General features: G+C 68.8%; 26 protein-coding genes. 19 read left to right on the forward strand and 7 right to left on the reverse strand.

Annotation, left to right across the window (positions count from 1 at the left end):
- Positions 1-225 carry a hypothetical protein gene (locus VGE03_RS03120; protein WP_331045013.1) on the forward strand — a complete coding sequence of 75 codons (225 nt, stop codon included), beginning with the start codon at positions 1-3 and terminating at the stop codon, positions 223-225.
- Positions 225-653: an HK97 family phage prohead protease gene (locus tag VGE03_RS03125; RefSeq protein ID WP_331045014.1), complete on the forward strand. Its 429-nt coding sequence runs from the start codon at positions 225-227 to the stop codon at positions 651-653. The genes VGE03_RS03120 and VGE03_RS03125 overlap by 1 nt, the downstream gene beginning before the upstream one ends.
- Here VGE03_RS03125 and VGE03_RS03130 read toward each other — a convergent pair.
- Positions 637-1,410: a hypothetical protein gene (locus VGE03_RS03130; RefSeq protein ID WP_331045015.1), complete on the reverse strand. Its 774-nt coding sequence runs from the start codon at positions 1,408-1,410 to the stop codon at positions 637-639. The genes VGE03_RS03125 and VGE03_RS03130 overlap by 17 nt on opposite strands.
- Complete coding sequence (locus tag VGE03_RS03135) at positions 1,407-2,198, reverse strand: hypothetical protein (protein ID WP_331045016.1); 792 nt, start codon at positions 2,196-2,198, stop codon at positions 1,407-1,409. The genes VGE03_RS03130 and VGE03_RS03135 overlap by 4 nt, the downstream gene beginning before the upstream one ends.
- Before the next feature lie 47 nt (positions 2,199-2,245).
- On the opposite strand from VGE03_RS03135, the gene VGE03_RS03140 reads away from it, so the two are divergent.
- From VGE03_RS03140 to VGE03_RS03175, 8 genes are all read left to right on the forward strand, one after another.
- Positions 2,246-3,469 (forward strand): phage major capsid protein, encoded by a 1,224-nt coding sequence (locus tag VGE03_RS03140; RefSeq protein ID WP_331045017.1) that lies wholly within the window; start codon positions 2,246-2,248, stop codon positions 3,467-3,469.
- 82 nt (positions 3,470-3,551) lie between these two features.
- A complete protein-coding gene (locus tag VGE03_RS03145) occupies positions 3,552-3,818 on the forward strand; it encodes a head-tail connector protein (RefSeq protein ID WP_331045018.1) in 267 nt (88 codons plus the stop codon).
- Positions 3,819-3,832: 14 nt separating this feature from the next.
- Positions 3,833-4,120 carry a phage head-tail adapter protein gene (locus tag VGE03_RS03150; RefSeq protein WP_331045019.1) on the forward strand — a complete coding sequence of 96 codons (288 nt, stop codon included), beginning with the start codon at positions 3,833-3,835 and terminating at the stop codon, positions 4,118-4,120.
- The gene (locus VGE03_RS03155; RefSeq protein WP_331045020.1) at positions 4,117-4,515 is read left to right on the forward strand and encodes a DUF3168 domain-containing protein; all 399 of its coding nucleotides are present in this window, start codon (positions 4,117-4,119) and stop codon (positions 4,513-4,515) included. The genes VGE03_RS03150 and VGE03_RS03155 overlap by 4 nt, the downstream gene beginning before the upstream one ends.
- Positions 4,516-4,532: 17 nt before the next feature.
- Positions 4,533-4,943 carry a phage major tail protein, TP901-1 family gene (locus tag VGE03_RS03160; protein ID WP_331045021.1) on the forward strand — a complete coding sequence of 137 codons (411 nt, stop codon included), beginning with the start codon at positions 4,533-4,535 and terminating at the stop codon, positions 4,941-4,943.
- Positions 4,943-5,233 carry a GTA-gp10 family protein gene (locus VGE03_RS03165; RefSeq protein WP_331045022.1) on the forward strand — a complete coding sequence of 97 codons (291 nt, stop codon included), beginning with the start codon at positions 4,943-4,945 and terminating at the stop codon, positions 5,231-5,233. Before VGE03_RS03160 ends, VGE03_RS03165 begins: the two co-directional genes overlap by 1 nt.
- A 17-nt stretch (positions 5,234-5,250) precedes the next feature.
- A complete protein-coding gene (locus VGE03_RS03170) occupies positions 5,251-5,406 on the forward strand; it encodes a phage tail assembly chaperone (RefSeq protein WP_331045037.1) in 156 nt (51 codons plus the stop codon).
- A complete protein-coding gene (locus VGE03_RS03175; RefSeq protein ID WP_331045023.1) occupies positions 5,399-5,923 on the forward strand; it encodes a phage tail tape measure protein in 525 nt (174 codons plus the stop codon). The genes VGE03_RS03170 and VGE03_RS03175 overlap by 8 nt, the downstream gene beginning before the upstream one ends.
- On the opposite strand, the gene VGE03_RS03180 is transcribed toward VGE03_RS03175, so the two are convergent.
- Positions 5,920-6,570 (reverse strand): DUF805 domain-containing protein, encoded by a 651-nt coding sequence (locus VGE03_RS03180; RefSeq protein ID WP_331045024.1) that lies wholly within the window; start codon positions 6,568-6,570, stop codon positions 5,920-5,922. The two genes, VGE03_RS03175 and VGE03_RS03180, sit on opposite strands and share 4 nt — an antisense overlap.
- A gap of 93 nt (positions 6,571-6,663) precedes the next feature.
- On the opposite strand from VGE03_RS03180, the gene VGE03_RS03185 reads away from it, so the two are divergent.
- From VGE03_RS03185 to VGE03_RS03220, 8 genes are all read left to right on the forward strand, one after another.
- The gene (locus VGE03_RS03185) at positions 6,664-7,287 is read left to right on the forward strand and encodes a DUF2460 domain-containing protein (RefSeq protein WP_331045025.1); all 624 of its coding nucleotides are present in this window, start codon (positions 6,664-6,666) and stop codon (positions 7,285-7,287) included.
- A 4-nt stretch (positions 7,288-7,291) separates the two neighbouring features.
- Entirely contained in the window at positions 7,292-7,942 is a 651-nt protein-coding gene (locus VGE03_RS03190; protein WP_331045026.1) for a baseplate hub protein, read from the forward strand.
- Positions 7,939-8,388: an NlpC/P60 family protein gene (locus tag VGE03_RS03195; protein ID WP_331045027.1), complete on the forward strand. Its 450-nt coding sequence runs from the start codon at positions 7,939-7,941 to the stop codon at positions 8,386-8,388. The genes VGE03_RS03190 and VGE03_RS03195 overlap by 4 nt, the downstream gene beginning before the upstream one ends.
- Entirely contained in the window at positions 8,388-12,089 is a 3,702-nt protein-coding gene (locus VGE03_RS03200) for a baseplate multidomain protein megatron (RefSeq protein WP_331045028.1), read from the forward strand. Before VGE03_RS03195 ends, VGE03_RS03200 begins: the two co-directional genes overlap by 1 nt.
- An 88-nt stretch (positions 12,090-12,177) precedes the next feature.
- On the forward strand, positions 12,178-13,089 hold the full coding sequence (locus VGE03_RS03205; protein WP_331045029.1) for a J domain-containing protein: 912 nt from the start codon (positions 12,178-12,180) through the stop codon (positions 13,087-13,089).
- 4 nt (positions 13,090-13,093) lie between these two features.
- Positions 13,094-14,257: a phosphoserine transaminase gene (locus VGE03_RS03210; protein WP_331045030.1), complete on the forward strand. Its 1,164-nt coding sequence runs from the start codon at positions 13,094-13,096 to the stop codon at positions 14,255-14,257.
- 72 nt (positions 14,258-14,329) lie between these two features.
- Positions 14,330-15,625, forward strand: coding sequence for an adenylosuccinate synthase (locus tag VGE03_RS03215; RefSeq protein ID WP_331045031.1), 1,296 nt, complete (start codon positions 14,330-14,332; stop codon positions 15,623-15,625).
- 73 nt (positions 15,626-15,698) lie between these two features.
- Positions 15,699-16,505 carry a response regulator gene (locus VGE03_RS03220; protein ID WP_331045032.1) on the forward strand — a complete coding sequence of 269 codons (807 nt, stop codon included), beginning with the start codon at positions 15,699-15,701 and terminating at the stop codon, positions 16,503-16,505.
- A gap of 74 nt (positions 16,506-16,579) precedes the next feature.
- On the opposite strand, the gene rpoH is transcribed toward VGE03_RS03220, so the two are convergent.
- Complete coding sequence (rpoH, locus tag VGE03_RS03225) at positions 16,580-17,467, reverse strand: RNA polymerase sigma factor RpoH (protein ID WP_331045033.1); 888 nt, start codon at positions 17,465-17,467, stop codon at positions 16,580-16,582.
- A 217-nt stretch (positions 17,468-17,684) separates the two neighbouring features.
- Positions 17,685-18,671 carry an RluA family pseudouridine synthase gene (locus VGE03_RS03230; protein WP_331045038.1) on the reverse strand — a complete coding sequence of 329 codons (987 nt, stop codon included), beginning with the start codon at positions 18,669-18,671 and terminating at the stop codon, positions 17,685-17,687.
- A gap of 137 nt (positions 18,672-18,808) precedes the next feature.
- Here VGE03_RS03230 and VGE03_RS03235 point away from each other — a divergent pair, with 137 nt between their 5' ends.
- Positions 18,809-19,441 carry a DUF2799 domain-containing protein gene (locus VGE03_RS03235; protein WP_331045034.1) on the forward strand — a complete coding sequence of 211 codons (633 nt, stop codon included), beginning with the start codon at positions 18,809-18,811 and terminating at the stop codon, positions 19,439-19,441.
- Positions 19,442-19,490: 49 nt separating this feature from the next.
- On the opposite strand, the gene VGE03_RS03240 is transcribed toward VGE03_RS03235, so the two are convergent.
- Together VGE03_RS03240 and VGE03_RS03245 are read right to left on the reverse strand one after the other, a co-directional pair.
- Entirely contained in the window at positions 19,491-20,516 is a 1,026-nt protein-coding gene (locus VGE03_RS03240; RefSeq protein ID WP_331045035.1) for a class I fructose-bisphosphate aldolase, read from the reverse strand.
- Positions 20,517-20,615: 99 nt separating this feature from the next.
- The coding region (locus tag VGE03_RS03245; protein ID WP_331045036.1) for a phosphoglycerate kinase at positions 20,616-21,287 on the reverse strand (672 nt) is incomplete at its 5' end.

Here is a 21,287-nt window from a genome sequence, read left to right on the forward strand (position 1 = left end):
ATGGAGACTGTGCGAAAGGTCCCCGTCGCGCTGATCGCGGCGCTGGTCGTGCAGACGATCGGCGGTCTGGTCTGGGCGGGCGGCGCGGCGGCGCGGATCGGAACGCTGGAGCAGCGGGTGGGCGAACAGCGCCTGGTGGCGGAGCGGTTGGCCCGGCTGGAAGCGCAGGGCGAAGCGACGCGCGCCGCGGTGGACCGGATCGAACGGCGTCTGGAGGCGCGGTGATGACGGACGTGGCTGCCAAAGTCGGGCTTGCGGTCGAGGGATACGCCTCGCTTTGGGGCGTGGCTGACCTGAACAGGGATGTGGTGGTCAGGGGGGCGTTTCGCGAGAGCCTCGCGCGGACCGGCGCCGACGGCGTGAGGATGCTTCACCAGCACGAGGGCAGGGCGGTGGTCGGCGTCTGGGACCGGATCATTGAGGATGACCGCGGGCTGTTCGTGCGGGGCCGGATCATGGACTGGTCGGCCGAGGCGCGGTTCGCCGGGGCGCTGGCCCGGGCGGGCGCGATGCACGGGCTCTCGATCGGGTTTCGCGCGGTCCGGGCAAGGCGGGACGGGGCGCTGCGCGTGCTGACGGCGGTTGATCTGTGGGAGATCTCGCTGGTGACCTTCCCCATGCTGCCGGGGGCGCGGTTCACTCCTTGCCGATGATCCGGGAGGTCTGACGGCTGTCCAGCAAAGTTCGGACCCGCGACAGGACCTTGGGATCCTTTACCGCGCGCCCGGCGAAGAGGACGAAGAACAGGCCGAAGGCGAGGGGCAGGCGCAGGATGAAGACGCCGATCACCGCCACGGCTCCGATCAGCGCCCAAAGGCCGATCAGGAGCGAGGTCTGGTCCGGAGAGACGGGTTGAACGGGCTCGGCGGTCCGCAGGTGTGGGGGCGGGGCATCGACTTCCTGCACCCTTTGCAGGGCGCCGACATTCCGCAGCGGCGGAGAATCGACCGGACGGGGCGGAGGCAGATGGTCATTGTGCCGGTGCAGGTCGCGCAGGGGGCTGGCCGGCATTTGCCGCGCGGGCTCGAACGGCACGGAAACGCCCTGGGCGTTGACGGTGAAGACCTGGTCGAACGGCGTGGTGGCGAAGTCGATCGTCCGGGTGTCCTGACCGTAGCTGTCGCCCATCAGGCCGAGGAGGACGCCGTTCCGGACGCGGGCCTTGAACGCGACAGGGTCGGGCAGGGCGCCGACCATGGCGTGGACGGAGCCGAGGTCGCCGGTGGGACCGGAGGCGGGCGCCGGGCGGCTGCGATCGACGATCATTTCGGTGAACAGGCCGAAGCCGGAATTCCGGCGCTGGCTGGGGCGGCTTTCCTCGAACTGGCCGGCGAGGTCGGGGACCTCCGACCGCAGGTCGTGGGCCAGCGCGGCCATGGCCGCCTGTTCGAGGCGCGTGTACCGGCTCATTCGGCATTCCCGGTCGACGAGGCGCGTTTTCCGAAAAGGATGTCGAGGATCCGGCCCCGCCAGGGGGCGACAGCGCCAAGGATGACCAAGGCGGCGCCGATCATGACGCCGGGGAGTAGTCCGTAGCCCAGCAGGTCGCTGAGCATCATGCCCATGAAGGCGGTGAAGGCGAGCAGGAAGACGAAGAGGCCGAAATCCGAGCCTTGCTTGACGGCCGCAGGCTCCAGTCGCCGCCTTTGCTCTGTCGCCCACGAGCGGACGCAGACGAAGAAGACGACAGCGGAGGCGACGATGAACAGGGCCTCACGGGCGGATTGGGCGCCGAGCGCCGGATGGAGGTCGGCCCAGAAGTCCGCGGGCTTGCGGCTGAGGAGCCAGCCCAGCGCCACCGCCGACAGGAAGATCAGGACCTCGAACGTCACGGTGCGGTTGCCGGGTCCGGCGCCGAGCGCCCTGACCAGGCGGCGGATGAACGCTGGCGGATCGAGATCCTTGTCGGCCATCCGATCCCACGCGCCGAGGCCTGTGGGCGGAGTCTCATGGAGCTGGTCGTAGGGAGAGCGCCGCCGGGGCGCAGGCTCGACATCCGCCAGTACGCCAAGGGTCCAGCACCCGAACAGAACGCCGGCTACGCCGAGCAGAAGGACGAGACTGACCGGTCCCGACTCCCGGGGCGCCAGGTCCTCCCAGAGTGTGAACAGCCAAAGCGTCGGCAGGAGCCGGATCGCGAGTCGATCAAGCGTCGTCTGCTGGATGCCGTTGATGAGTTTCCGGGCGAGCTTTCCCACGCCCGCACCCTAACCGCGACCCGCGGTTCCTGAGAAGCGGAGACATCATGAAAGAGACCAAACAGGCTCCGGCCACGCCGGAGGCTCGCGCCGCCATGCATGAAATGATGGCGGCCTTCGAGGCGTTCAAAGGCGCCAATGACGCGCGACTGGACGAGATCGAACGCAAGGCATCCGCGGACAGCCTGCTCGAGGAGAAGGTGGCGCGTATCGATCAGGCGGTGGCCAGCGCCCAGGCGCGGCTGGACCGGGTTGTCAGCGAAGGGCGTCGACCGCCGCTCGGCGCGGAGCCGAAGACGATCGCCGCCCCGGAAGCCAAGGCGGCTTTCGACGGCTACCTGCGCGCCGGGGCGTCCGTCGGTCTGGAAACGAAGGCCGGGCTGTCGTCCGGCGCGAGTTCCGCCGGTTATGTCGTGCCGGAACAGACGGAGCGCGCGATCGAGCGTCGGCTGATGGCCGGTTCGCCGATGCGCGAGATCGCCACGGTGCGCACGGTGCAGGCGGGCGTATTCCGCAAGCCGGTCTCGATCGCCGGCGTGGGCGCGGGCTGGGTGGCCGAGACGGCCGCGCGGCCGGAGACTGATCCGGCGACCCTGTCGCTGCTGGAGTTTCCGGCGGCGGATCTCTACGCCTGCCCCGCCGCGACCCAGAGCCTGCTGGATGACGCCCTGGTCGATCTGGACGAATGGCTGGCCGCCGAGGTGGAGGACGCCTTCGCGGCGCAGGAGACCCAGGCCTTCGTCAACGGCGACGGGACCAACAAGCCGCGCGGCTTCCTGGACTACGACATCGTGGCGGACGGCGATCAGGCGTGGGGCGAGATCGGCTATGTCGCCTCGGGTGGCGCAGGCGCTTTCGCGGCCACCCATGCGACGGACCGGCTGATCGATCTGGTCTATGCGCCGAAGGCCCAGTACCGGCCGAACGCCCGCTTCGTGATGAACCGGCGGACGGTGTCGGCGGTGCGCAAGTTCAAGGACGCGGACGGCAACTACATCTGGCAGCCGGCGCAGCGAGCCGGCGAGACGGCTTCGCTGCTGGGCTATCCGGTCAGCGAGATCGAGACGATGCCGGATATCGCCGCCAATGCGCCGGCGATCGCCTTCGGTGATTTCCGACGCGGCTATCTGATCGTCGACCGGGCCGGCGTCCGGGTGCTGCGGGACCCGTATTCGGCCAAGCCCTATGTGCTGTTCTACACGACCCGCCGCGTGGGTGGCGGGGTTCAGGACTTCGACGCGATCAAGGTGATGAAGTTCAGCGCGACCTGATCGCAGACGGTCGACCCCGGCGGCGGAGCGCGAGTGACCGTCTCCGTCGCCGCCACCTCACATCCAGAGCAACGAGGCTCCCATGGCCGCACCGGTATCACTGGCCGAGGCGAAACTGTTCCTGCGCGTCGAGCACGGCGCGGAGGACGACCTGATCCAGACCCTGATTGAAGCCGCGCGCGCCCGGGTGGAGGCGGATGTCGGACTGGGGCTGACCTCCACCTCGCCGGCGCCGCTGAGGCTGGCGATCCTGATGCTCACCTTGCGCGCCTATGAGCGTGGGGAGGCTGACATGCCGATCCACCCGGTTGACGCTTGGCTGGCGCCGTATCGTCTGGTGCGGCTGTGACGGGGCGGCGGGCAGTGCTGGCGACGGTGTTCGACGCCGTCGAGAGTGAAACGCCGTACGGCGGGCGAAGCGTGACCTACGAGCCTCTCGGCGTCGTCTGGGTGAAACTAGGCGCGGTGCGTCGACAGACGAGGGCCGAGGGCGGCATAGGCCGCACCATCGATCACGTCAGCGCGGAGGGGCGAGCCGACGCCCGCCTGATCCCCGGGCGCGTGCTGCGTCTGGGCGGGGCCGACTGGCGCGTGACGGCCAGCGAAACGGTAGGCGGCCGCAGTCTTCTGACCATGGAGCGGACGCGATGAACCACGAGCTGTTCATACAGAGCGAGATCCTGGAGCTCCTCAAGGCGAACGTCCCGCTCCAGGCGATCCTTGGGGATCGTATCTGGGATACGCCGCCGGGCGAGGCAGGGCATCCGCATCTGACCCTTGGGCCCTGCGAGAGCCGCCCGGCTCCGGCGGATGGGGACAGCGTGGAACATCTCCTGACGCTTACCGTGGTGTCGAGCTTCCAGGGCACGGAGGAGGCCAAGGCCGCCGTGTCGGCCATACGGCGCGCTGTGAACGACGCGCGGCCGGAAAACGATGAACTGCGGGCCGTGAGTCTCTCCGTCCGCTTCAGCGATGTCTGGCGGTCACCTGCGGGGCGTCTGACCTTTGCGGTCCTGCGCGTGCGGGCGGTGACCGAACCCATCTGACAGGAAGGAGGCGCGACATGGGGGCGCAACGCGGCAAGGATATTCTGCTGAAGATCGCCGGCGACGACGGAGGCTTCGTGACGGTCGCGGGCCTGAGGGCGAGGACCATCGCCCTGAACGCCCGGACAGTGGACGCCACCGATGGAGACAGCGCGGGGCGGTGGCGCGAGCTGCTGGCCGGGGCTGGTGTGAAGTCGGCGGTGGTGAACGGCCAAGGGATTTTCCGGGACGCCGCTTCGGACGCGTTGATCCGCGAAGCCTTCTTCAGTCAGGCGGCGCAGGTCTGGCGACTGATCGTACCGGACTTCGGCCAACTGGAAGGGCCGTTCGTCGTGGCCGCGCTGGAATACGCGGGCGCGCATGAGGGAGAGGCGACGTTCGCGATCAGTCTGGCCAGCGCCGGCGAGCTCGCGTTCGAGGTGCTGTGATGAACGGCGTCCGCGGAGAAGTGCGTCACACCCTGGCCGGCGAGGCGAGACGGCTCTGCCTCACGCTGGGAGGGCTGGCGGAAATCGAGACGGGCCTCGGCGTGGAGGGGTTGGCCGCACTCGCCGACCGCATGCGGAAGCTGTCGTGCAGCGACCTGCTGATCGTGCTGGCGGCCTTGCTTCGCGGCGGCGGGGAGGGGGAGGCGGCTGACCGGGTGAACACGTTGGGCATCAATCCCCGGGAGGCGGCGGAAGCGGTGGCCAAGGCCTTCGCCGCGGCGGCGGAGTGAAGACCCCGTGGGGCGCGATGCTGAGAACGGCGGCCGCCTCCGGCATCAGTCCCAAGGTCTTCTGGCGACTGTCGCTGCGCGAATGGCGGCTGATGACCTCAGCTGAACCTCAACAGCTCCCCCTGTCGCGGGCGGCGTTCGAAACCTTGGTGGAGGCCTGGCCTGATGAGTGAAATCCGACAGGACGGACTGGATGCGACACCCCGGATGGCCGCGGAAGCGGCGGCGGCCCTGGAGGGACTGCGGGAGCCGGCCGAGCGTGTCGCCGGTGCGATCGAGGATGCGTTCGGACGGGCGGGGGAAAGCATGGCGCGATCGCTCGCCCGCGCCGCCGCCGATGGTGAAATCTCCTTGGCCGAACTGGCGCGCGCCATGCTGTCGGCGTTGAACGCCGGCGCGGGAGGGCCCGGGGGCGGACTATCCGGCGCAATCGCGAATGCCGTTTCCGGAATCTTCGGCGGCAGCCGGGCGGATGGCGGCTTCGTGCAGGGCGGCGCGACTTATCTGGTCGGCGAGCGCGGGCCGGAAGTGTTTCGGCCGGCCGCGAGCGGCGTCGTCGAACCGGTCAGCAGCGGAGGCGTGACGGTTCATCTGCATGTCGACGGCGGGGCCGAGGGCGTGCTTCGATCTGAGGCGCAGATCGCGCAGATGCTGGCGCGCGTCGTCGCCCTCGGGGCGCGACGGTTCTAGTCCCAACGACCATCGCCGCGATCGGGGCGGGCCGGAGGAGGAACGGGGCCGTAGCTGTTCGCATAACGATTTGACGGCATCACGAGCATGATCAGCACGACCAGGGAGCCGCCCGGGATGAGACCCAGCAGGATCACGAAACCGGTCACCCCGATGTCGTGAAGGCGGCGAACCTTGGCGACGAGATCCGGAATGAAGGTGGCCAGAAAAACCAGCGCGGCCGCCGCGACCGAAATGAAAGCGATGAGGCCGCCCGTGTCTTCGTCGGACGTGGACCCGCCCACGATAAGCCCCGGCAGGGCCAGACCTCCGATCATCAGTACGCGGAAGAAGACGAACCACCAGTATTCGCGAGGCGGGGCCCGGCCTTCGCCGTCCGCGAACTTGCTCATGCAGCGCAGGAAGTATCCCCACGGCGAGCCGGCGTCCGGCTGGGCGCGCCGCGATCGGGTGTAGTCGGCAGCGCGCGGTATCTGCGGCGTGCTGGCCAGGAACATGATTTCGGTGGCCCTGCCGTCGACGGGGATGAAGTCGACCCGGTCGCCCCACTGGATGATGAACCGGGAAACTTCCCGCGTGTGGAACGGGTAGCGGACGCCATCCTCGCCGCTGATCTGGCCGGCGCCGTCAGGCCCGACCTCAAGCACCTCGCCCCGCACGTCCTCACCCCAACAGCTTCGCTTCCCTCGCGCACCCATGGAGGAGCGCCACCGGGCTGACAAGCGAAAGGAGCAGACGACATGGCCTTCCACGAAGTCCGGCTGCCGACCCGTCTTGCCTTCGGATCGACCGGCGGCGTCGAACGGCGGACCGAGGTTGTCACCCTGGGATCAGGCCATGAGCGACGTTCTACGCCCTGGGCCGCAGGCCGCCGCCGCTATCTGATCGGAGCCCATCTCCGCTCACTGGATGACATGGCGACACTGACGGCCTTCTTCGAAGCACGCCGGGGCCGGTTGCACGGGTTCCGGTTCCGGGACTTCGCCGATTTCAAATCGTGCGGACCGCGTGGCTCGGTAGGACCGAACGACCAGCGGCTCGGCATCGCTGACGGCGCGGGCGCCGGTTTCTCGCTGCTCAAGCGCTACGAGGACGGGGCCGGCAACTGGGAACGCGCAATCGACAAACCAGTCGAAGGCTCTGTTCGCGTGGCGGTCGATGGCGTGGAAACCGCGGCCTTCACCGTCGATCCGACGACCGGTCTGGTCGTGATGGACGAACCGCCGGAAGCGGGCACCCTGGTGACCGCAGGGTTCGAGTTCGACACGCCCGTCAGGTTCGACACGGATCGGATCGAGGTCACGCTCGACAGTTTTGACGCCGGACGAATGGCGGCGCTGCCGCTGATTGAAATCAGGATCTGAGACGATGCGACAGATTCCACAGGCATTGGCCGACCGGATCGAGAACGGGGCGGCGACCCTTTGCCATGTCTGGCTCCTGCGCCGCCTGGACGGGACACGCATGGGTTTCACCGATCACGATGCGGACCTGACCGTTGATGGCGTGACCTGTCGGGCCGCGAGCGGGTGGGTCGGTGGAGCCGCCCGATCAGGACTGGATGCGGTCGGAAGCGCCGTGGTTTCCGGAGGTCTGGACGACGCGGCCATAGCCGAGGTCGATATGGCCGGCGGACTCTACGATCAGGCTGACGTCGAGCTTTGGCGCGTCGATTGGGAGCAGCCCGATCTGAGGGCCCGGATCTGGCGTGGACGGCTCGCAAAATGCCTGCGGGAAGGGGAGCGGTTCACGGTCGATATCGAGGGACCGATGGCCGCGCTGGACCGGATCGTCGGGCGGACCTTCGGGCGGAGCTGCGATGCCGATCTTGGCGATGCACGCTGCGGAGTCGATCGCGCGATGTTCCCGGGGGCGACCTGTGACCGGCGCTGGGGGACCTGCACTTCGGTGTTCAACAACGGAGCGGCTTTCAGGGGCTTTCCGGATATTCCGGGTGACGACTTTCTCATGCTGGCGCCCGGCGACGGGGAACCCAATGACGGCCGGAGCCGGCGATGAGAGAGCGGGCTCTGGATGAGGCGAAGCGCTGGCTGGGCACCCCCTACCGGCATCAGGCCAGCCTGTGTGGACAGGGGGCGGATTGCCTCGGGCTGCTGCGAGGCGTGTGGCGAGGGTTGGTCGGGGCCGAGCCGGAGCTGCCCCCGCCGTACAGTCCGGACTGGGCCGAAACGGGCGGCGCTGAACTCCTGATGACCGCGCTGCGGCGATGGCTGGTCGAGATTCCGGTCACCCGCGTCCGGTCCGGCGACGTCCTGTTGTTCCGGATGGCCGCCGGCGCGCCGGCCAAGCATTGCGCGATCCTGAGCGACGACAGCGGCGAGCAGCGGATGATCCACGCCTACTGGGGACGGGCGGTGGTCGAGAGCTGGATGGGGGCGTGGTGGCGAGCTCGGCTGGTGGCGGCGTTCAGCTGGCCGACGGCCGAAGGTGAAGGAGGGGCGTGATGGCTCAGGTCGTGTTGAGCGGTGTCGGTCAGGCTGTCGGGGGCAGTATCGGCAGGACGATCGGCAGCGTTATCGGTCAGGGGCTGGACCGCGCCGCCATCGCGAGTCTGGAAACGCCGAGACAGAAGGGGCCCCGCCTGGAGGCTCTCCGCATCCAGGGCACGGCGGAGGGTGCGCCGATCCCGTGTGTCCAGGGGCGGGCTCGGGTGACCGGACAACTCATCTGGGCCGCGCGCTTCCGCGAGGACAGGAATACAGTCGGCGGCGGGAAGGCCGGCGGTCGTACGGTGGAGTACGGCTACTCCCTGAGCTTCGCCGTCGGCCTGTGTGAGGGCGAGATCGACGGCATCGGCCGGATCTGGGCCGATGGTCGCCTTATGGACCTTTCGGGCGTCAGCCTGCGCCTCCACCGGGGAGATGAGCTGCAGGCTCCCGATCCCCTGATCGAAGCCGTCGAGGATCTGGCTCCGGCTTACCGCGGCACGGCCTATGTCGTCTTCGAGGATCTTCCGCTGGGCGCTTTCGGAAACCGGATCCCGCAGTTGTCATTCGAGGTGTTCCGGCGCGCGCGCGGACGGGAGCCGGGGCTGGAGGAGCGTCTGGAGGGTGTGTGCCTGATCCCGGGCGCAGGCGAGTTCGTGCTGGCGACGGAGCCGGTGATGCGGCGCGAGGGGCTGACACGCGTCACCCCGGAGAACGTGCACTCCGGCCATCGCACGGACCTGGCGGTCTCGCTGGATATGCTGCAGGCCCAGGTCCCCAACCTGAAACGCGTCAGCCTGGTGATCGGCTGGTTCGGCGATGATCTGCGGGCCGGGCACTGTCTCATTCGCCCCGGCGTCGAGCGGGAGGACAAGGCGACGGAGCCGCTGACCTGGTCCGTGGCAGGGCTCGGTCGCGGTTCGGCTCACATCATCTCCAGAGTCGACGGGGCTCCGGCCTACGGCGGCACGCCGTCTGACGAGAGCGTCCGGCAAGCGGTGCGCGAACTGAAGGCGAGGGGACTTCAGGTGACACTCTATCCGTTCGTCTTCATGGACATTTCGCCGGACAACGAGCTGCCGGATCCTGACGGCGGTGATCGGCAGCCGGCCTACCCTTGGCGCGGCCGGATCGCCGCTCGGACCGGTGTCGAGGCGCTCGATGACATTGCTGCAGTCTTCGGCGAGGCGGAGGGATGGGGGCTGAGACGACTGGCCCTGCACTATGCCGCCATGGCCGCGGAGACCGGTGCGGACGGACTTCTGATCGGGTCGGAGATGAAGGGGCTCACGTCGACCCGGGATGACGCCGGGGGCTTTCCGGCCGTAGCGGCCCTGCGGGCGCTGGCCGGCGAGTGCCGCGCCGTGGCCGGTGAGAGCGTTAAGCTCTCCTACGCCGCGGACTGGTCGGAGTATGCCGGGCTCCGATCGGACGATGAGGTGTGTTTCAACCTCGATCCGCTGTGGGCGGACCCCGTGATCGATTACGTCGGTATCGACTGGTACCCGCCTGTCGGCGATTGGCGGGCGGACGAGGGAGGGCTGGACGGGGAGCGGTACGCGGGCGCGGACGATCCTCAATATCTGGCGTCCCAGGTGGCCGGCGGGGAGGGATTCGATTGGTTCTACGCGTCAGATGCGGACCGGGAGGTGCAACGACGAACGCCTGTCGTCGATGAAGCCCACGGTGAGGACTGGGTCTTCCGGGTGAAGGATCTGGCGGGGTGGTGGAGCCATTATCACCACGAGCGACGCGATGGGCTGCGAAGCGCCGACAGCACCGCCTGGGCACCCGGGCTGAAGCCTGTGCGACTGACAGAGTTCGGCTGTCCGGCGGTGGATCGCGGCGGCAACGCGCCCAACCTGTTTCCCGACGCCAAAAGCGACGAGAGCGGCCTTCCGCCCCACTCGAAGGGCGCACGCGATGATCGGCTGCAGCGTCGTGTCCTCACCGCCGTGCTCGAGCATTTCGCGGCCAACAACCCGGTTTCGCCGGTCTATGGCGGACCGATGTTGGAGGCGGCCGACGTCTGGTGCTGGGACGCCCGCCCCTGGCCGGATTTCCCGGCGCGGAGTTCGATCTGGACCGACGGGGCAGCCTGGCGCACCGGTCATTGGCTGAACGGGCGACTGCACGGTGAAACCCGTGACATCCTGGAGGCCATACTCAGGAGGGGCGGCGTCGAGGTTGTCGAAATCCCCGAGCTCCCGGGTGAGATACAGGGCTATGTCATCGATCGACCGATGACGACGCGACAGGCCCTTGAGCCGTTGTTGGGCGCGATGGGTTTTGCGTTGGCCGAGCGGGGCGAAGGGGTGGCGGTCGTCGGCGACCGGCTTGAGGCGGCGGCGTTGTCGCAGGACGATCTGGCCCTGCCGGACGACGGCGCGCTCGTCACCCGCGAACGGATCCTGGACGAGCGGCCTGCGACCGTCCGTGTCCGCTTCATCGATGGCGACCTCGGCTATCAGACCGGCTCCACACTGGTGCGCGGGGAGGGAGGCGCCGGCGCTCTCGATGTCGATCTTCCGGCGGTTTGCGGGGAACCCTTCGCACGGCGTGCCGGCGGTGCGTTAATAACCGACAACGGGGATCGGCTCCGTATTGCTCCCGGGCCGGTCGCAGCCCTGGAACTGGAAGCGGGGGATGTCATCGCGGTCGAGGGTGTCGACGGGCTTTGGCGCGTTGTCGAGCTGGATGCCGCCGACAGGGTCACCATCCTGCTGGAACCGGTGGTCGAGACGCCTCCGGCGACCGATGAGGCATTGCCGGGCGTGCCGCCGCCGTCCGTCGTTGTCGGCGCTCCATTCTTCCGGATGATGGAGCTTCCGGGAGGGCAGGAAGGGGATCCGTGGTCCGGCTGCATCCCGGTGGTCGCGGCGAGCCCGTGGCAGGCCATGCAGGTGCTGGCCGGAGGCGCTCCGGATGCACTGACGCTCCGGGCTATGATCGCGAAGCCGGCGACCGTCGGCACCCTGATGGAGCCGCTCCAGCGCGGGCTGTTGCACCGGTGGGATCACGGCGGCTCGTTACTGGTCAAGGTCGAGGGCCGCGCGCCCGAGAGCCGCAATGATCTGGCGGTCCTGGCCGGGGCAAACGCGCTCGCGATTGAAGGGGCGGACGGATGGGAGATCATCCAGTACCGCAATGCCCAACTTGTCGGCGGTGACGTCTGGCGGCTGTCCGGCGTGCTGCGCGGACAACGGGGAACCGACGCGGCCATGCGCGCCGGCGCGGAGGCGGGAGCCACGGTGGTGTTTCTGGATGACGACCTGACGGCCGTGTCGGCGCCGCTTGATGAGCGGGGGCTTCCGCTGGTCTGGCGGGCCGGTCCTCGAGGCTTGCCGGGCGGCGCCCGGGTTTCGCAGAGGGTGTGGACGGCGACGGGCGTGCAGGATCGTCCCTGGAGCCCCGCGCATCTGCGCAAGCGGCCGCGGTCCGGAGGCGGGTTTGACCTCTCATGGACGCCGCGCTCGCGGTCCGGTGGGGACCAATGGGAGAGGGAGGCTTCGCCGACCGGTCCGATGCGGTTCCAGAGCCGGATTTTCCGGGGCGAAGCCGTCGTCAGGACGCTGGAGACCGAAGGGGTGTCTGTTCTGTACGACGCGGCCATGCTGGCCGAGGACTTTCCGGCGGGCGTGGCGGGCGCAGGCCGTGTCGCGGTCGCGCAGTGGGGCGAACGGTACGGCTGGGGCGTGGAGACGACGCTGACGCTTTAATCGTCCGCGCCCGCACGAGGGAGGTTTGCGGAATCCGGCGGATGGCCTAACTGAAACGCTCGGCATCTGAGCAAGGAGCGAACTCGACGTGGCGGGCGATCCCTACAAGGAACTGGGCGTGGCCCGGGGCGCGAGCCAGGACGAGATCAAGAAGGCGTTCCGCAAGCTCGCCAAGGACCTGCACCCCGACAAGAACCCGGGCGACAAGGCCGCCGAGGACCGCTTCAAACGCATCACGGCGGCGTTCGATATTCTCGGCGACAAGGACAAGCGGGCGAAGTTCGATCGCGGCGAGATCGACGCGGACGGCCGGGAACAGTTTCGCGGTTTCCAGGGCGGCGGCGGCGGCCGTGGCCCGGGCGGCAATCCGTTCGGTCAGGGCGGAGCGCGGGGCGGCTTCGAGAACATCGATCTGGACGAGATTTTCGGCGGGATGTTCGGTGGCGGCGCGCGTCCGGGCGCCGGTCGCAGCGGCTTTTCCGCGCGCGGTCAGGACGTCCGCGCCACGCTGGAAATCAGTCTTGAGGATTCCATCTCGGGCGCCACGCGTCGCATTCAGTTTTCCGACGGCCGGACGCTGGATGTCGCCATTCCGAAGGGGGCGGGAGACGGTCAGACCATCCGCCTGAAAGGGCAGGGCGCGCCCGGTCGGGGCGGCGAGAACGGCGATGCGCTGATCGAGCTGAAATTGGAGCCCCATCCCGTCTTCACCCGCGACGGCGCGGACCTGACCATGGATCAACCGGTGCCGCTGTACGATGCGGTGCTGGGCGGGAAGGTTCCGGTGCGCACCCCTGAAGGCACCGTCAGCATGACCATTCCGAAGGGCTCCAGCTCGGGCAAGATCCTGCGCCTCAAGGGACGTGGCGCCTTCGCGAATGGCAAGCGGGGCGACCTTCTGGCAAAGCTCATGATCGTGCTCCCCGAGGGAGACGAGGCCCTCGACAAGCTGGCGCAGAAGGCCCGGGACGCGGGGCCGATCCGGCCGTTCAGGGACTGAGCCGATGACCAGCAAGCCAAACGTCAAACCCGCGCGCCCGTGGTTCTCTTCCGGCCCGACCGCCAAACGTCCCGGGTGGTCGTCGCAGACGATCCCGCACGATCTGCTGGGGCGTGGCATTCGTGCGCCGGAAGTTGTGGCGCGGTTCGCTCAGGGCCTGAAGCTCACCCGCGATCTTCTGCAGGTCCCGGCGGACTGGGTGCTGGTCTATGTGCCGGGGTCCGACACCGGCGCGGTCGAGGCGGCCATGTGGTCGATGCTCGGCGAACGCCCGGTGCAGGTTCTGGCCTTCGAAAACTTCGGCAAGGTCTGGGCGACCGACGCCAGGTCGCATCTCGATCTGGACCCCGAGATTCTTTCCGCGCCCTGGGGGCAGTTCCCTGATGTGTCGCGGGTCGATCCGGCCAAGGATCTGGTCTTCCCGTGGAACGGGACGACCTCCGGCGTAAAGGCCCCCGGGGCCGCCTGGCTGTCGGCCGACCGGGAGGGGCTGGTGATCTGCGACGCCACCTCGGCGGCCTTCGCCATGCCGCTGCCGTTCGAAAAGCTGGATGTGGTGACGTTCAGCTTCCAGAAGGCGCTGGGCGGAGAGGCCGGCCTCGGGGTCGCCGCCCTGTCGCCGCGCGCCGTGGAGCGGCTGGATCGGTTCGAGCCGCCGCGTCCCATTCCGAAGGTCCTGCGTCTGCGGGACGACAAGGGCTTCGACCGGTTGCTGGCCACCGGCTCCATGCTGAACACCTTCTCGGTCTGGACCATCGAGGACTGGATCGACGGCGTCGAGTGGGGGCTGTCGGTCGGCGGGCTGCCGGAACTGATCGCCCGGACCGAAGCCAACGCGGCGGCGCTGGACCGCTGGGTTTCGCGGACGCCCTGGGTCGAATACCTGGCCGAGACCGCGGACATCCGGTCCACCACCTCTGTCTGCCTGAAGATCGTGGACTCTCGCGTCGAGGCGATGGACGACGCCGCCCGGCGGGATTTCGTGACCCACATGAAGGTCCTGCTGGAAGCCGAAGAGGCCGCCTTCGATGTCGAAGGACACCGCAACGCGCCCGCAGGCCTGCGCATCTGGTGCGGCTGCACGGTCGATGTCGCGGATATCGAGGCCCTCACGCCCTGGCTGGACTGGGCGTTCGAGATGGCGATCTTGGAATATTCCGCGGACTGAACGGGACACCCGACGATTCCCCCGCTATAGGCTGCGCCCGCATTCCGGAAACCGGATCAGCGGAGAAGTGACTTGGCGAACGTTGCAGTGGTCGGCGCCCAGTGGGGCGACGAAGGCAAGGGCAAGATCGTCGACTGGCTGTCCAATCGGGCGGACATGGTCGTGCGGTTCCAGGGCGGTCACAACGCGGGCCACACGCTGGTCGTCGACGGCAAGGTCTACAAGCTGGCGCTGCTGCCGTCGGGCGTGGTGCAGGGCAAGCCCTCGATCATCGGCAACGGCGTGGTCGTCGATCCCTGGCACCTGGTCGGGGAGATCGAGAAGATCCAGGCCCAGGGCGTCGCCATCACCGCCGATATCCTGACCATCGCCGACAACGCCTGCCTCATCCTGCCGATCCATCCGGCCCTCGACGTGGCCCGTGAGGCCGCCGCCAGCGCGCCGGGCGCCAAGATCGGCACGACCGGCCGCGGCATCGGTCCGGCCTATGAGGACAAGGTGGGCCGCCGCGCGATCCGGGTCTGCGATCTGGCCAACGCCGAAGACCTGAAGGTCAAGATCGACCGCCTGCGGTCGCACCACGATCCCCTGCGCGCCGGTCTGGGGCTGGAGCCGATCGATCCGACGGCCCTGCTGAACCAGCTGCTCGAGATCGCGCCGAAAATCCTGCCCTATGTGAAGCCGGCCTGGCGGGTGCTGGATCAAGCGCAGAAGTCGGGCAAGCGGGTTCTGTTCGAAGGGGCGCAAGGCGCCTTCCTGGACGTTGATCACGGCACCTACCCCTATGTGACCTCGTCCAACACCGTGGCCGGTCAGGCCGCTGCCGGCTCGGGCATCGGCCCGCGCGGCGTCGGCTATGTGCTGGGCATCGTGAAGGCCTATACGACCCGCGTCGGCGAGGGCCCCTTCGCCTGCGAGCTGGACGACGAGGTCGGTCAGCATCTGGCGACCGTCGGTCGTGAAGTCGGGGTCAATACCGGTCGCGCCCGTCGCTGCGGCTGGTTCGACGCGGTGCTGGTGCGCCAGTCGGTGGCGATCAACGGCATCGACGGCATCGCGCTGACCAAGCTCGACGTGCTGGACGGGCTGAAGACGCTCAAGATCTGCGTGGGCTACCGCGTGAACGGCGAGGTGCTGGACTACCTGCCCTCCAGCCTGAAGGACCAGGCGGCCGCCGAGCCGGTGTTCGAGGAGCTGGAAGGCTGGAGCGAAAGCACCGCGGGCGTCCGCAGCTTCAAGGACATCAACGCCAACGCCATCAAGTATGTGCGGCGGATCGAGGAGCTGATCGGCGCGCCGGTCGCCCTGCTGTCGACCAGCCCCGAGCGCGACGACACCATCCTGATGCGCGATCCGTTCCTCGGCTAAGGGGTAGCCCTTAGCGTTCAACGCAATTTAACCCCGTCGGGTCATAGGGTGTTGAACCTGAGGAGGTTCGCCCTTGTTCGCTGTTGATCGTCGCATCCTCGCCCGGCTCGAGCCGGTGACAAAGCGTGTCCTGATCGTGGACCCGAATCCGCACGCCGCAAGGCTGCTGAACGATATCCTCAAGGCGCTGGGCGGTCGGGATATCATCATCGAGACTGATGAGGCGCGGGCCTTGAAGGCCGCCGCCGCCCTCGAGCCCGGCATCATCTTCACCGAACGTACCGGCGCCGGACTGGATGGCGAAAGCCTGTCGCGCCGCATCCGTCGTTCGGACATGGATTGCCGCCGCGCGCCGATCATCATGGTGACCGCCGAAGCCACCGCCACGACCATTCTCGGCGCGCGCGACGCCGGCGTGCATGAGTTCCTACGCAAGCCCTTCACCAGCGGCGACCTGCTGAAGCGGGTCGAGAACGTGGCGTTGAAGCCCCGGGACTGGATCGAGGCCGTGGGTTATGTCGGGCCGGACCGCCGCCGCTTCAACTCGGGTGAATACACCGGGCCGGCCAAGCGCAAGGGCGACCGGAGCGGCAGCGCCGCCGCAGCCGTGGACTCCGCCAAGGATCAGGCCATGCGCATCCTCGCCTCGGCGCTGGACCAGTTCGATCAGGATCCGATGCAGGCGGTCCGCGCCATTCGCGAGCAGGCGGGCGCGCTGAAGGCGGTGGCGATGAAGGTCGCCGACACCCGTCTGGTCGTGGCCGTCGGCGCGCTGGAAGTCAGTCTCGCGTCGGGACCGGCCACCAAGGAAACCTTGTCCGCCCCCATCGGCGGGTTGCTGGCCATGCACCAGGCCCAGCCCATGAAAAAGGCGGGCTGAGCCAGCCCGCCTTCGTCAGTCTCGTTCTGGCGCTAACGCTTGCCGCGCGGCGGCTCGCTGCTTGAGCGCCGGGGTCAGGCGTCGACCAGGTTCCGCTCTTCGGCGGCGGCGCGCATGGCCTTCTGCAGCTTTTCGAAGGCGCGCACCTCGATCTGACGCACGCGTTCGCGGCTGACGCCATACTGGCCGGCCAGTTCTTCCAGGGTCACCGGATCGTCCTTCAGGCGACGTTCGGTCAGGATGTGCTTCTCGCGATCGGTCAGCTCTTCCATCGCTTCCTGCAGCAGGCCCATGCGCAGGGACTTTTCCTCGTCCTCCGCCAGTTGGGTCTCCTGCGAGACCGCGGTGTCGTCGGCCAGCCAGTCCTGCCACTCGCGTTCGCCGTCGGCGCGCAGCGGCGCGTTCAGCGAGGCGTCACCGCCGAGGCGGCGGTTCATGTCGATGACGTCCTGATTGGTCACGCCCAGCTTGGTGGCGATGGCGTCCACGTGCTCGGGGTGCAGGTCGCCTTCCTCGAAGGCCGAGATCTGGCTCTTGGCCTTGCGCAGGTTGAAGAACAGCTTCTTCTGCGCGGCGGTGGTGCCCATCTTCACGAGCGACCAGCTGCGCAGGATGTATTCCTGGATCGAGGCGCGGATCCACCACATGGCGTAGGTCGCCAGGCGGAAGCCCTTGTCCGGATCGAACTTCTTGACCGCCTGCATCAGGCCGACGTTGCCCTCGGAGATCACCTCGCCGATCGGCAGGCCGTAGCCGCGGTAGCCCATGGCGATCTTGGCCACGAGACGCAGGTGCGAGGTGACGAGACGGTGGGCCGCCTCAGGGTCCTGGTGCTCCGACCAGCGCTTCGCGAGCATGAACTCCTCGTCCTTGCTCAGCATCGGAAATTTCCGGATTTCCGTCAGGTATCGCGACAGCCCCTGTTCAGGCGACATCACCGCGAGAGATCTGGTAGCAGCCATGTGGTCCCTCCGACCAAAAGAAACGAGCGGGCCCTGCGGCGTCGGCCACATGCGTGCGCCGGCGTCTCGCCCCTCAACCGGTGAGATAGGTTCGGGTTTCCGTCTTTGTCAGAGGCGGATCGTCACAGCGAAGCGTGACCGTTGCCCCGGCGCCACTGCACCGAATGTGGATCCGTATAGCGCATAGTCAGTCCTTAATCAAGACGGACCATGCCCCTCAGAGCTGCGACAACTTCTGTTCCAGCACGCGCATGTCGCCGGGCGGAGGGGTCTCGAACCGGAGCGCTTCTCCCGTGACGGGGTGGACGAAGCCCAGCACCGCGGCGTGCAGCGCCTGACGCTTCAGTCCTGCATCGGTCATGGCGGCCCGCACCGGTGCGGCCGGACTGCCTGAGCCGTACACCGGGTCCCCCAGGATCGGCGCGCCCCTCGACGCCAGATGCACCCGGATCTGGTGGGTGCGGCCGGTCTGCAGGGTGCAGGCCACCCGCGCCGCCATGGGCGCCGCGCCCGGCCTGGCGGGCGCTCCGAAGACGGCTTTCACCACATAGTCGGTGATCGCGTTGCGCCCGCCGGAGCGCAGCACAGCCATCTTCTTGCGGTCCGACGACGAGCGCCCGATCAGGGTCTCGATGCGGCCCCGCGCCGGTGACGGCGCCCCGCGGGTCAGCGCGATGTAGGTCCGCTCGATATCGTGAGCGGCGAACAGCGCCGACAGGCCGACGTGGGCCCGGTCCGACTTGGCGGCGACCATCACCCCTGAGGTGTCCTTGTCCAGTCGGTGGACGATGCCAGGCCGCGCCACGCCCCCGATGCCCGACAGGCTGTCGCCGCAGTGGTGCAGCAGGGCGTTGACGAGGGTGCCGGTCTCGCTGCCCGGAGCGGGATGGGCGGCCATGCCCGCGGGCTTGTCAACGACGATCAGGTCGGCGTCCTCGAACAGCACGGCCAGCGGGATCGCCTCCGGCTGCGGGTCCGCCGGCGCGACCGGCGGCAGGGTCACCGTGTACAGGCCGGGCGTCGCCTTCGCCGAACCGCCCGCGACCGGCTCGCCGTCCCGGCGCACCGCGCCTTCCGCGAGCAGAGCCTGCAGCCGCGCCCGCGACAGCCCGGGGAAGGCGTCCGCCAGCGCCTTGTCCAGCCGCACGCCGCCGACCCCGATCCGGGCTTCCAGCACGGTCGGGTCGTCGTCTTCGCTGATCAGGGGCTCTTCGGACACGGCGGGCTCCGCCGCTGGGGCGGCGTCTCGTCTTGCATGAGGCGCCCTGCGCCGGTCAACGCGGGGCTTCCCCAACAGCCACGCTTGGGGCAAAGGTTAACGGTCTTTCGGGGGAGGGGCCCATGCGCGCCGTCTTGTCTGCACTTCTGCTCACCGGCGCCGCCGTCGCGCTCGGCAGCTGCGCCACCATGAGCGAGGAACAGTGTCTGGCTGGCGACTGGGTCGGGCAGGGATTCTCCGACGGCGCGGCCGGCTACGCCATGAGCCGCCTGGGCGAGCACGCCGAGGCCTGTGCGAAGCATGGGGTGATCCCGGACGACACGGCCTATCGCGCAGGCTGGAGCGATGGCGTCCTGCGCTACTGCACCGTCGCCAACGGCTTCCGGGTGGGGGCTGAGGGCGGCGGCTACGCCGGCGTCTGTCCCGCCGGCGTCGAGCGCGACTTCCTGATCGCCTACGAGGACGGCCGCGCCATCCACCTGGCCGAGCAGGCGGTCAACGAGGCCCGCAGCCGCGTCGACAGCAACGGCTACCGGCTGGAGGAGCTGGACGACAAGATCGACGCCAAGCAGCGCGAGCTTCGCGCAGAGGGGCTGACCGAAGAGGAACGCGACACGATCCGGAACCGGATCCGCGAACTCCGGCGGGAGCGGGAGGACACCGAGCGGGAGTGGCGGCGCGCGCAGCGCGAACTCGACGACGCCGAGGAACGCGCCCGCGATGTGCGTTGGCGGATGGAGTCCCGCTACCGCTGACCCGAGAGCGGTCGGGGAAGCCGGGCGGCTTCCCCGAGGACGCGTCGGATCAGGCCGCCTTCTTCTCCAGCGCCTGCTCCCACCGGCCCAGCGAGGCGAGGCCGTTCATGCGGGCGCGGTGGTGGAAGGCTTCCTGGCAGGCCACGGCGTTCTCGGCCTTGCCGGACCAGGCCCGCTGCGGCGCAGCCTGCAGGGCGCGGCCGTAGGAGAAGGTCATCTTCCAGGGGAAGCCGCCGATCTTGTTCATGGCGTCGAGGTGGGCGGTGGCCTGCTCGTCGGTCTGGCCGCCCGACAGGTAGGCGATGCCGGGCACCGCCGACGGCACGGTCGCCTTCAGGGCGGCGATGGTGCGCTCGGCCACTTCCTGCACCGAGGCCTGACGCCGGGCGCCCTTGCCCGAGATGACCATATTCGGCTTCAGGATGATGCCCTCCAGCGCCACGCGCTGCTCGTACAGCTCGTGGAACACCGTCTGCAGGGTCCAGCGGGTGACCTCGTCGCAGCGGTCGATGTCGTGGGCGCCGTCCATCAGCACCTCCGGCTCGACGATCGGCACCACCTGCTCCTGCTGGCAGATGCGGGCGTAGCGGGCGAGGGCGTGGGCGTTGGCCTTGACGCAGCCCCAGGTCGGGATGCCGTCGGCGATGTCGATCACCGCACGCCATTTGGCGAAGCGGGCGCCGCGCTCGTAGTGGGCGCGCACGCGCTTGGACAGGCCATCCAGGCCCTTGGTCACGGTCTCGCCCGGGAAGCCGGCCATCTTGGTGGCGCCCTTGTCGACCTTGATGCCCGGGATCGAGCCGGCGGCGGTGATCAGGTCGACCAGCGGCGTGCCGTCCTTGGCGTCTTGGTACAGGGTCTCCTCGAACAGGATCACGCCCGAGATGTGCTCGCGCATGGTCTGCTCGGCCCGGAACAGGCACTCGCGATAGTCGCGGCGGTTCTCCTCGGTGTTCTCGACCCCGATCGCGTCGAAGCGCTTCTTGATCGTGCCGGTGGATTCGTCGGCCGCCAGAATGCCCTTGCCGGGCGTGACCATCGCCTCGGCCACCGCGTTGAGCGCCGCCAGATCCATGAGTGCCTCCTGAGCCCTTGTTGTTGGGGGTGATCTAGCCCCCTCAACGCCCAAAGTCACGCATTGTTACAGCGGCTTCGCCGCTGCCGGACGCAAGGCTCAGGCGCGCAGCGCCTCGACGCCGGGCAGAGGCTTGCCCTCCATCCATTCGAGGAAGGCGCCGCCGGCGGTGGAGACGAAGGTCATGTCCTCGGCCACCCCGGCGTGGTGCAGGGCCGCCACCGTGTCGCCGCCGCCCGCCACGGCCGTGATCGCCCCGGTCTTGGCCAGCTGCGCCGCCGCCTGCGCCGCCTTGACCGTGGCCGCGTCGAACGGCGGGACCTCGAACACGCCCAGTGGGCCGTTCCAGATCAGGGTCCGCGACAGGGCCATGGCCTTGACCAGGGCCTCGACGGTCAGCGGGCCGGCGTCGAGGATCTTCTCGTCCTCGCCGATTTCCTCACGGGCCAGCACGGTGCGGGTCTCGACGCCGGGCCTGAGATCGGTCGCCACCACCACGTCGCGCGGCAGCAGGATCTCGCAGCCTTTGGCCTCGGCCTCGGCGAGGATTTCGCGGGCGGTGTCGGCCATGTCGCGCTCGGCGAGCGAGCCGCCGATGTCGATCCCCTGCGCGAACAGGAAGGTGTTGGCCATGCCGCCGCCGATGGCCAGCCGGTCCAGCTTGCCGACGAGGTTCTTCAGCAGGTCCAGCTTGGTCGAGACCTTGGCCCCGCCGACGATGCCCAGCACCGGCTTGACCGGCTTGCCCAGCGCCTTGTCCAGCGCCTCCAG

This window comes from Brevundimonas sp. (assembly GCF_036400995.1).
Lineage (GTDB): Bacteria > Pseudomonadota > Alphaproteobacteria > Caulobacterales > Caulobacteraceae > Brevundimonas.

Coding starts and splice junctions, on each gene's coding strand:
- VGE03_RS03125 (WP_331045014.1), top strand. CDS start 225: ATGACGGACGTGGCTGCCAAAGTCGGGCTTGCGGTCGAGGGATACGCC.
- VGE03_RS03170 (WP_331045037.1), top strand. CDS start 5,251: ATGCTGAGAACGGCGGCCGCCTCCGGCATCAGTCCCAAGGTCTTCTGG.
- VGE03_RS03235 (WP_331045034.1), top strand. CDS start 18,809: ATGCGCGCCGTCTTGTCTGCACTTCTGCTCACCGGCGCCGCCGTCGCG.
- VGE03_RS03200 (WP_331045028.1), top strand. CDS start 8,388: ATGGCTCAGGTCGTGTTGAGCGGTGTCGGTCAGGCTGTCGGGGGCAGT.
- VGE03_RS03240 (WP_331045035.1), bottom strand. CDS start 20,516: ATGGATCTGGCGGCGCTCAACGCGGTGGCCGAGGCGATGGTCACGCCC.
- VGE03_RS03175 (WP_331045023.1), top strand. CDS start 5,399: ATGAGTGAAATCCGACAGGACGGACTGGATGCGACACCCCGGATGGCC.
- VGE03_RS03195 (WP_331045027.1), top strand. CDS start 7,939: ATGAGAGAGCGGGCTCTGGATGAGGCGAAGCGCTGGCTGGGCACCCCC.
- VGE03_RS03145 (WP_331045018.1), top strand. CDS start 3,552: ATGGCCGCACCGGTATCACTGGCCGAGGCGAAACTGTTCCTGCGCGTC.
- VGE03_RS03210 (WP_331045030.1), top strand. CDS start 13,094: ATGACCAGCAAGCCAAACGTCAAACCCGCGCGCCCGTGGTTCTCTTCC.
- VGE03_RS03140 (WP_331045017.1), top strand. CDS start 2,246: ATGAAAGAGACCAAACAGGCTCCGGCCACGCCGGAGGCTCGCGCCGCC.
- VGE03_RS03165 (WP_331045022.1), top strand. CDS start 4,943: ATGAACGGCGTCCGCGGAGAAGTGCGTCACACCCTGGCCGGCGAGGCG.
- VGE03_RS03155 (WP_331045020.1), top strand. CDS start 4,117: ATGAACCACGAGCTGTTCATACAGAGCGAGATCCTGGAGCTCCTCAAG.
- VGE03_RS03120 (WP_331045013.1), top strand. CDS start 1: ATGGAGACTGTGCGAAAGGTCCCCGTCGCGCTGATCGCGGCGCTGGTC.
- VGE03_RS03185 (WP_331045025.1), top strand. CDS start 6,664: ATGGCCTTCCACGAAGTCCGGCTGCCGACCCGTCTTGCCTTCGGATCG.
- VGE03_RS03160 (WP_331045021.1), top strand. CDS start 4,533: ATGGGGGCGCAACGCGGCAAGGATATTCTGCTGAAGATCGCCGGCGAC.
- VGE03_RS03130 (WP_331045015.1), bottom strand. CDS start 1,410: ATGAGCCGGTACACGCGCCTCGAACAGGCGGCCATGGCCGCGCTGGCC.
- rpoH (WP_331045033.1), bottom strand. CDS start 17,467: ATGGCTGCTACCAGATCTCTCGCGGTGATGTCGCCTGAACAGGGGCTG.
- VGE03_RS03190 (WP_331045026.1), top strand. CDS start 7,292: ATGCGACAGATTCCACAGGCATTGGCCGACCGGATCGAGAACGGGGCG.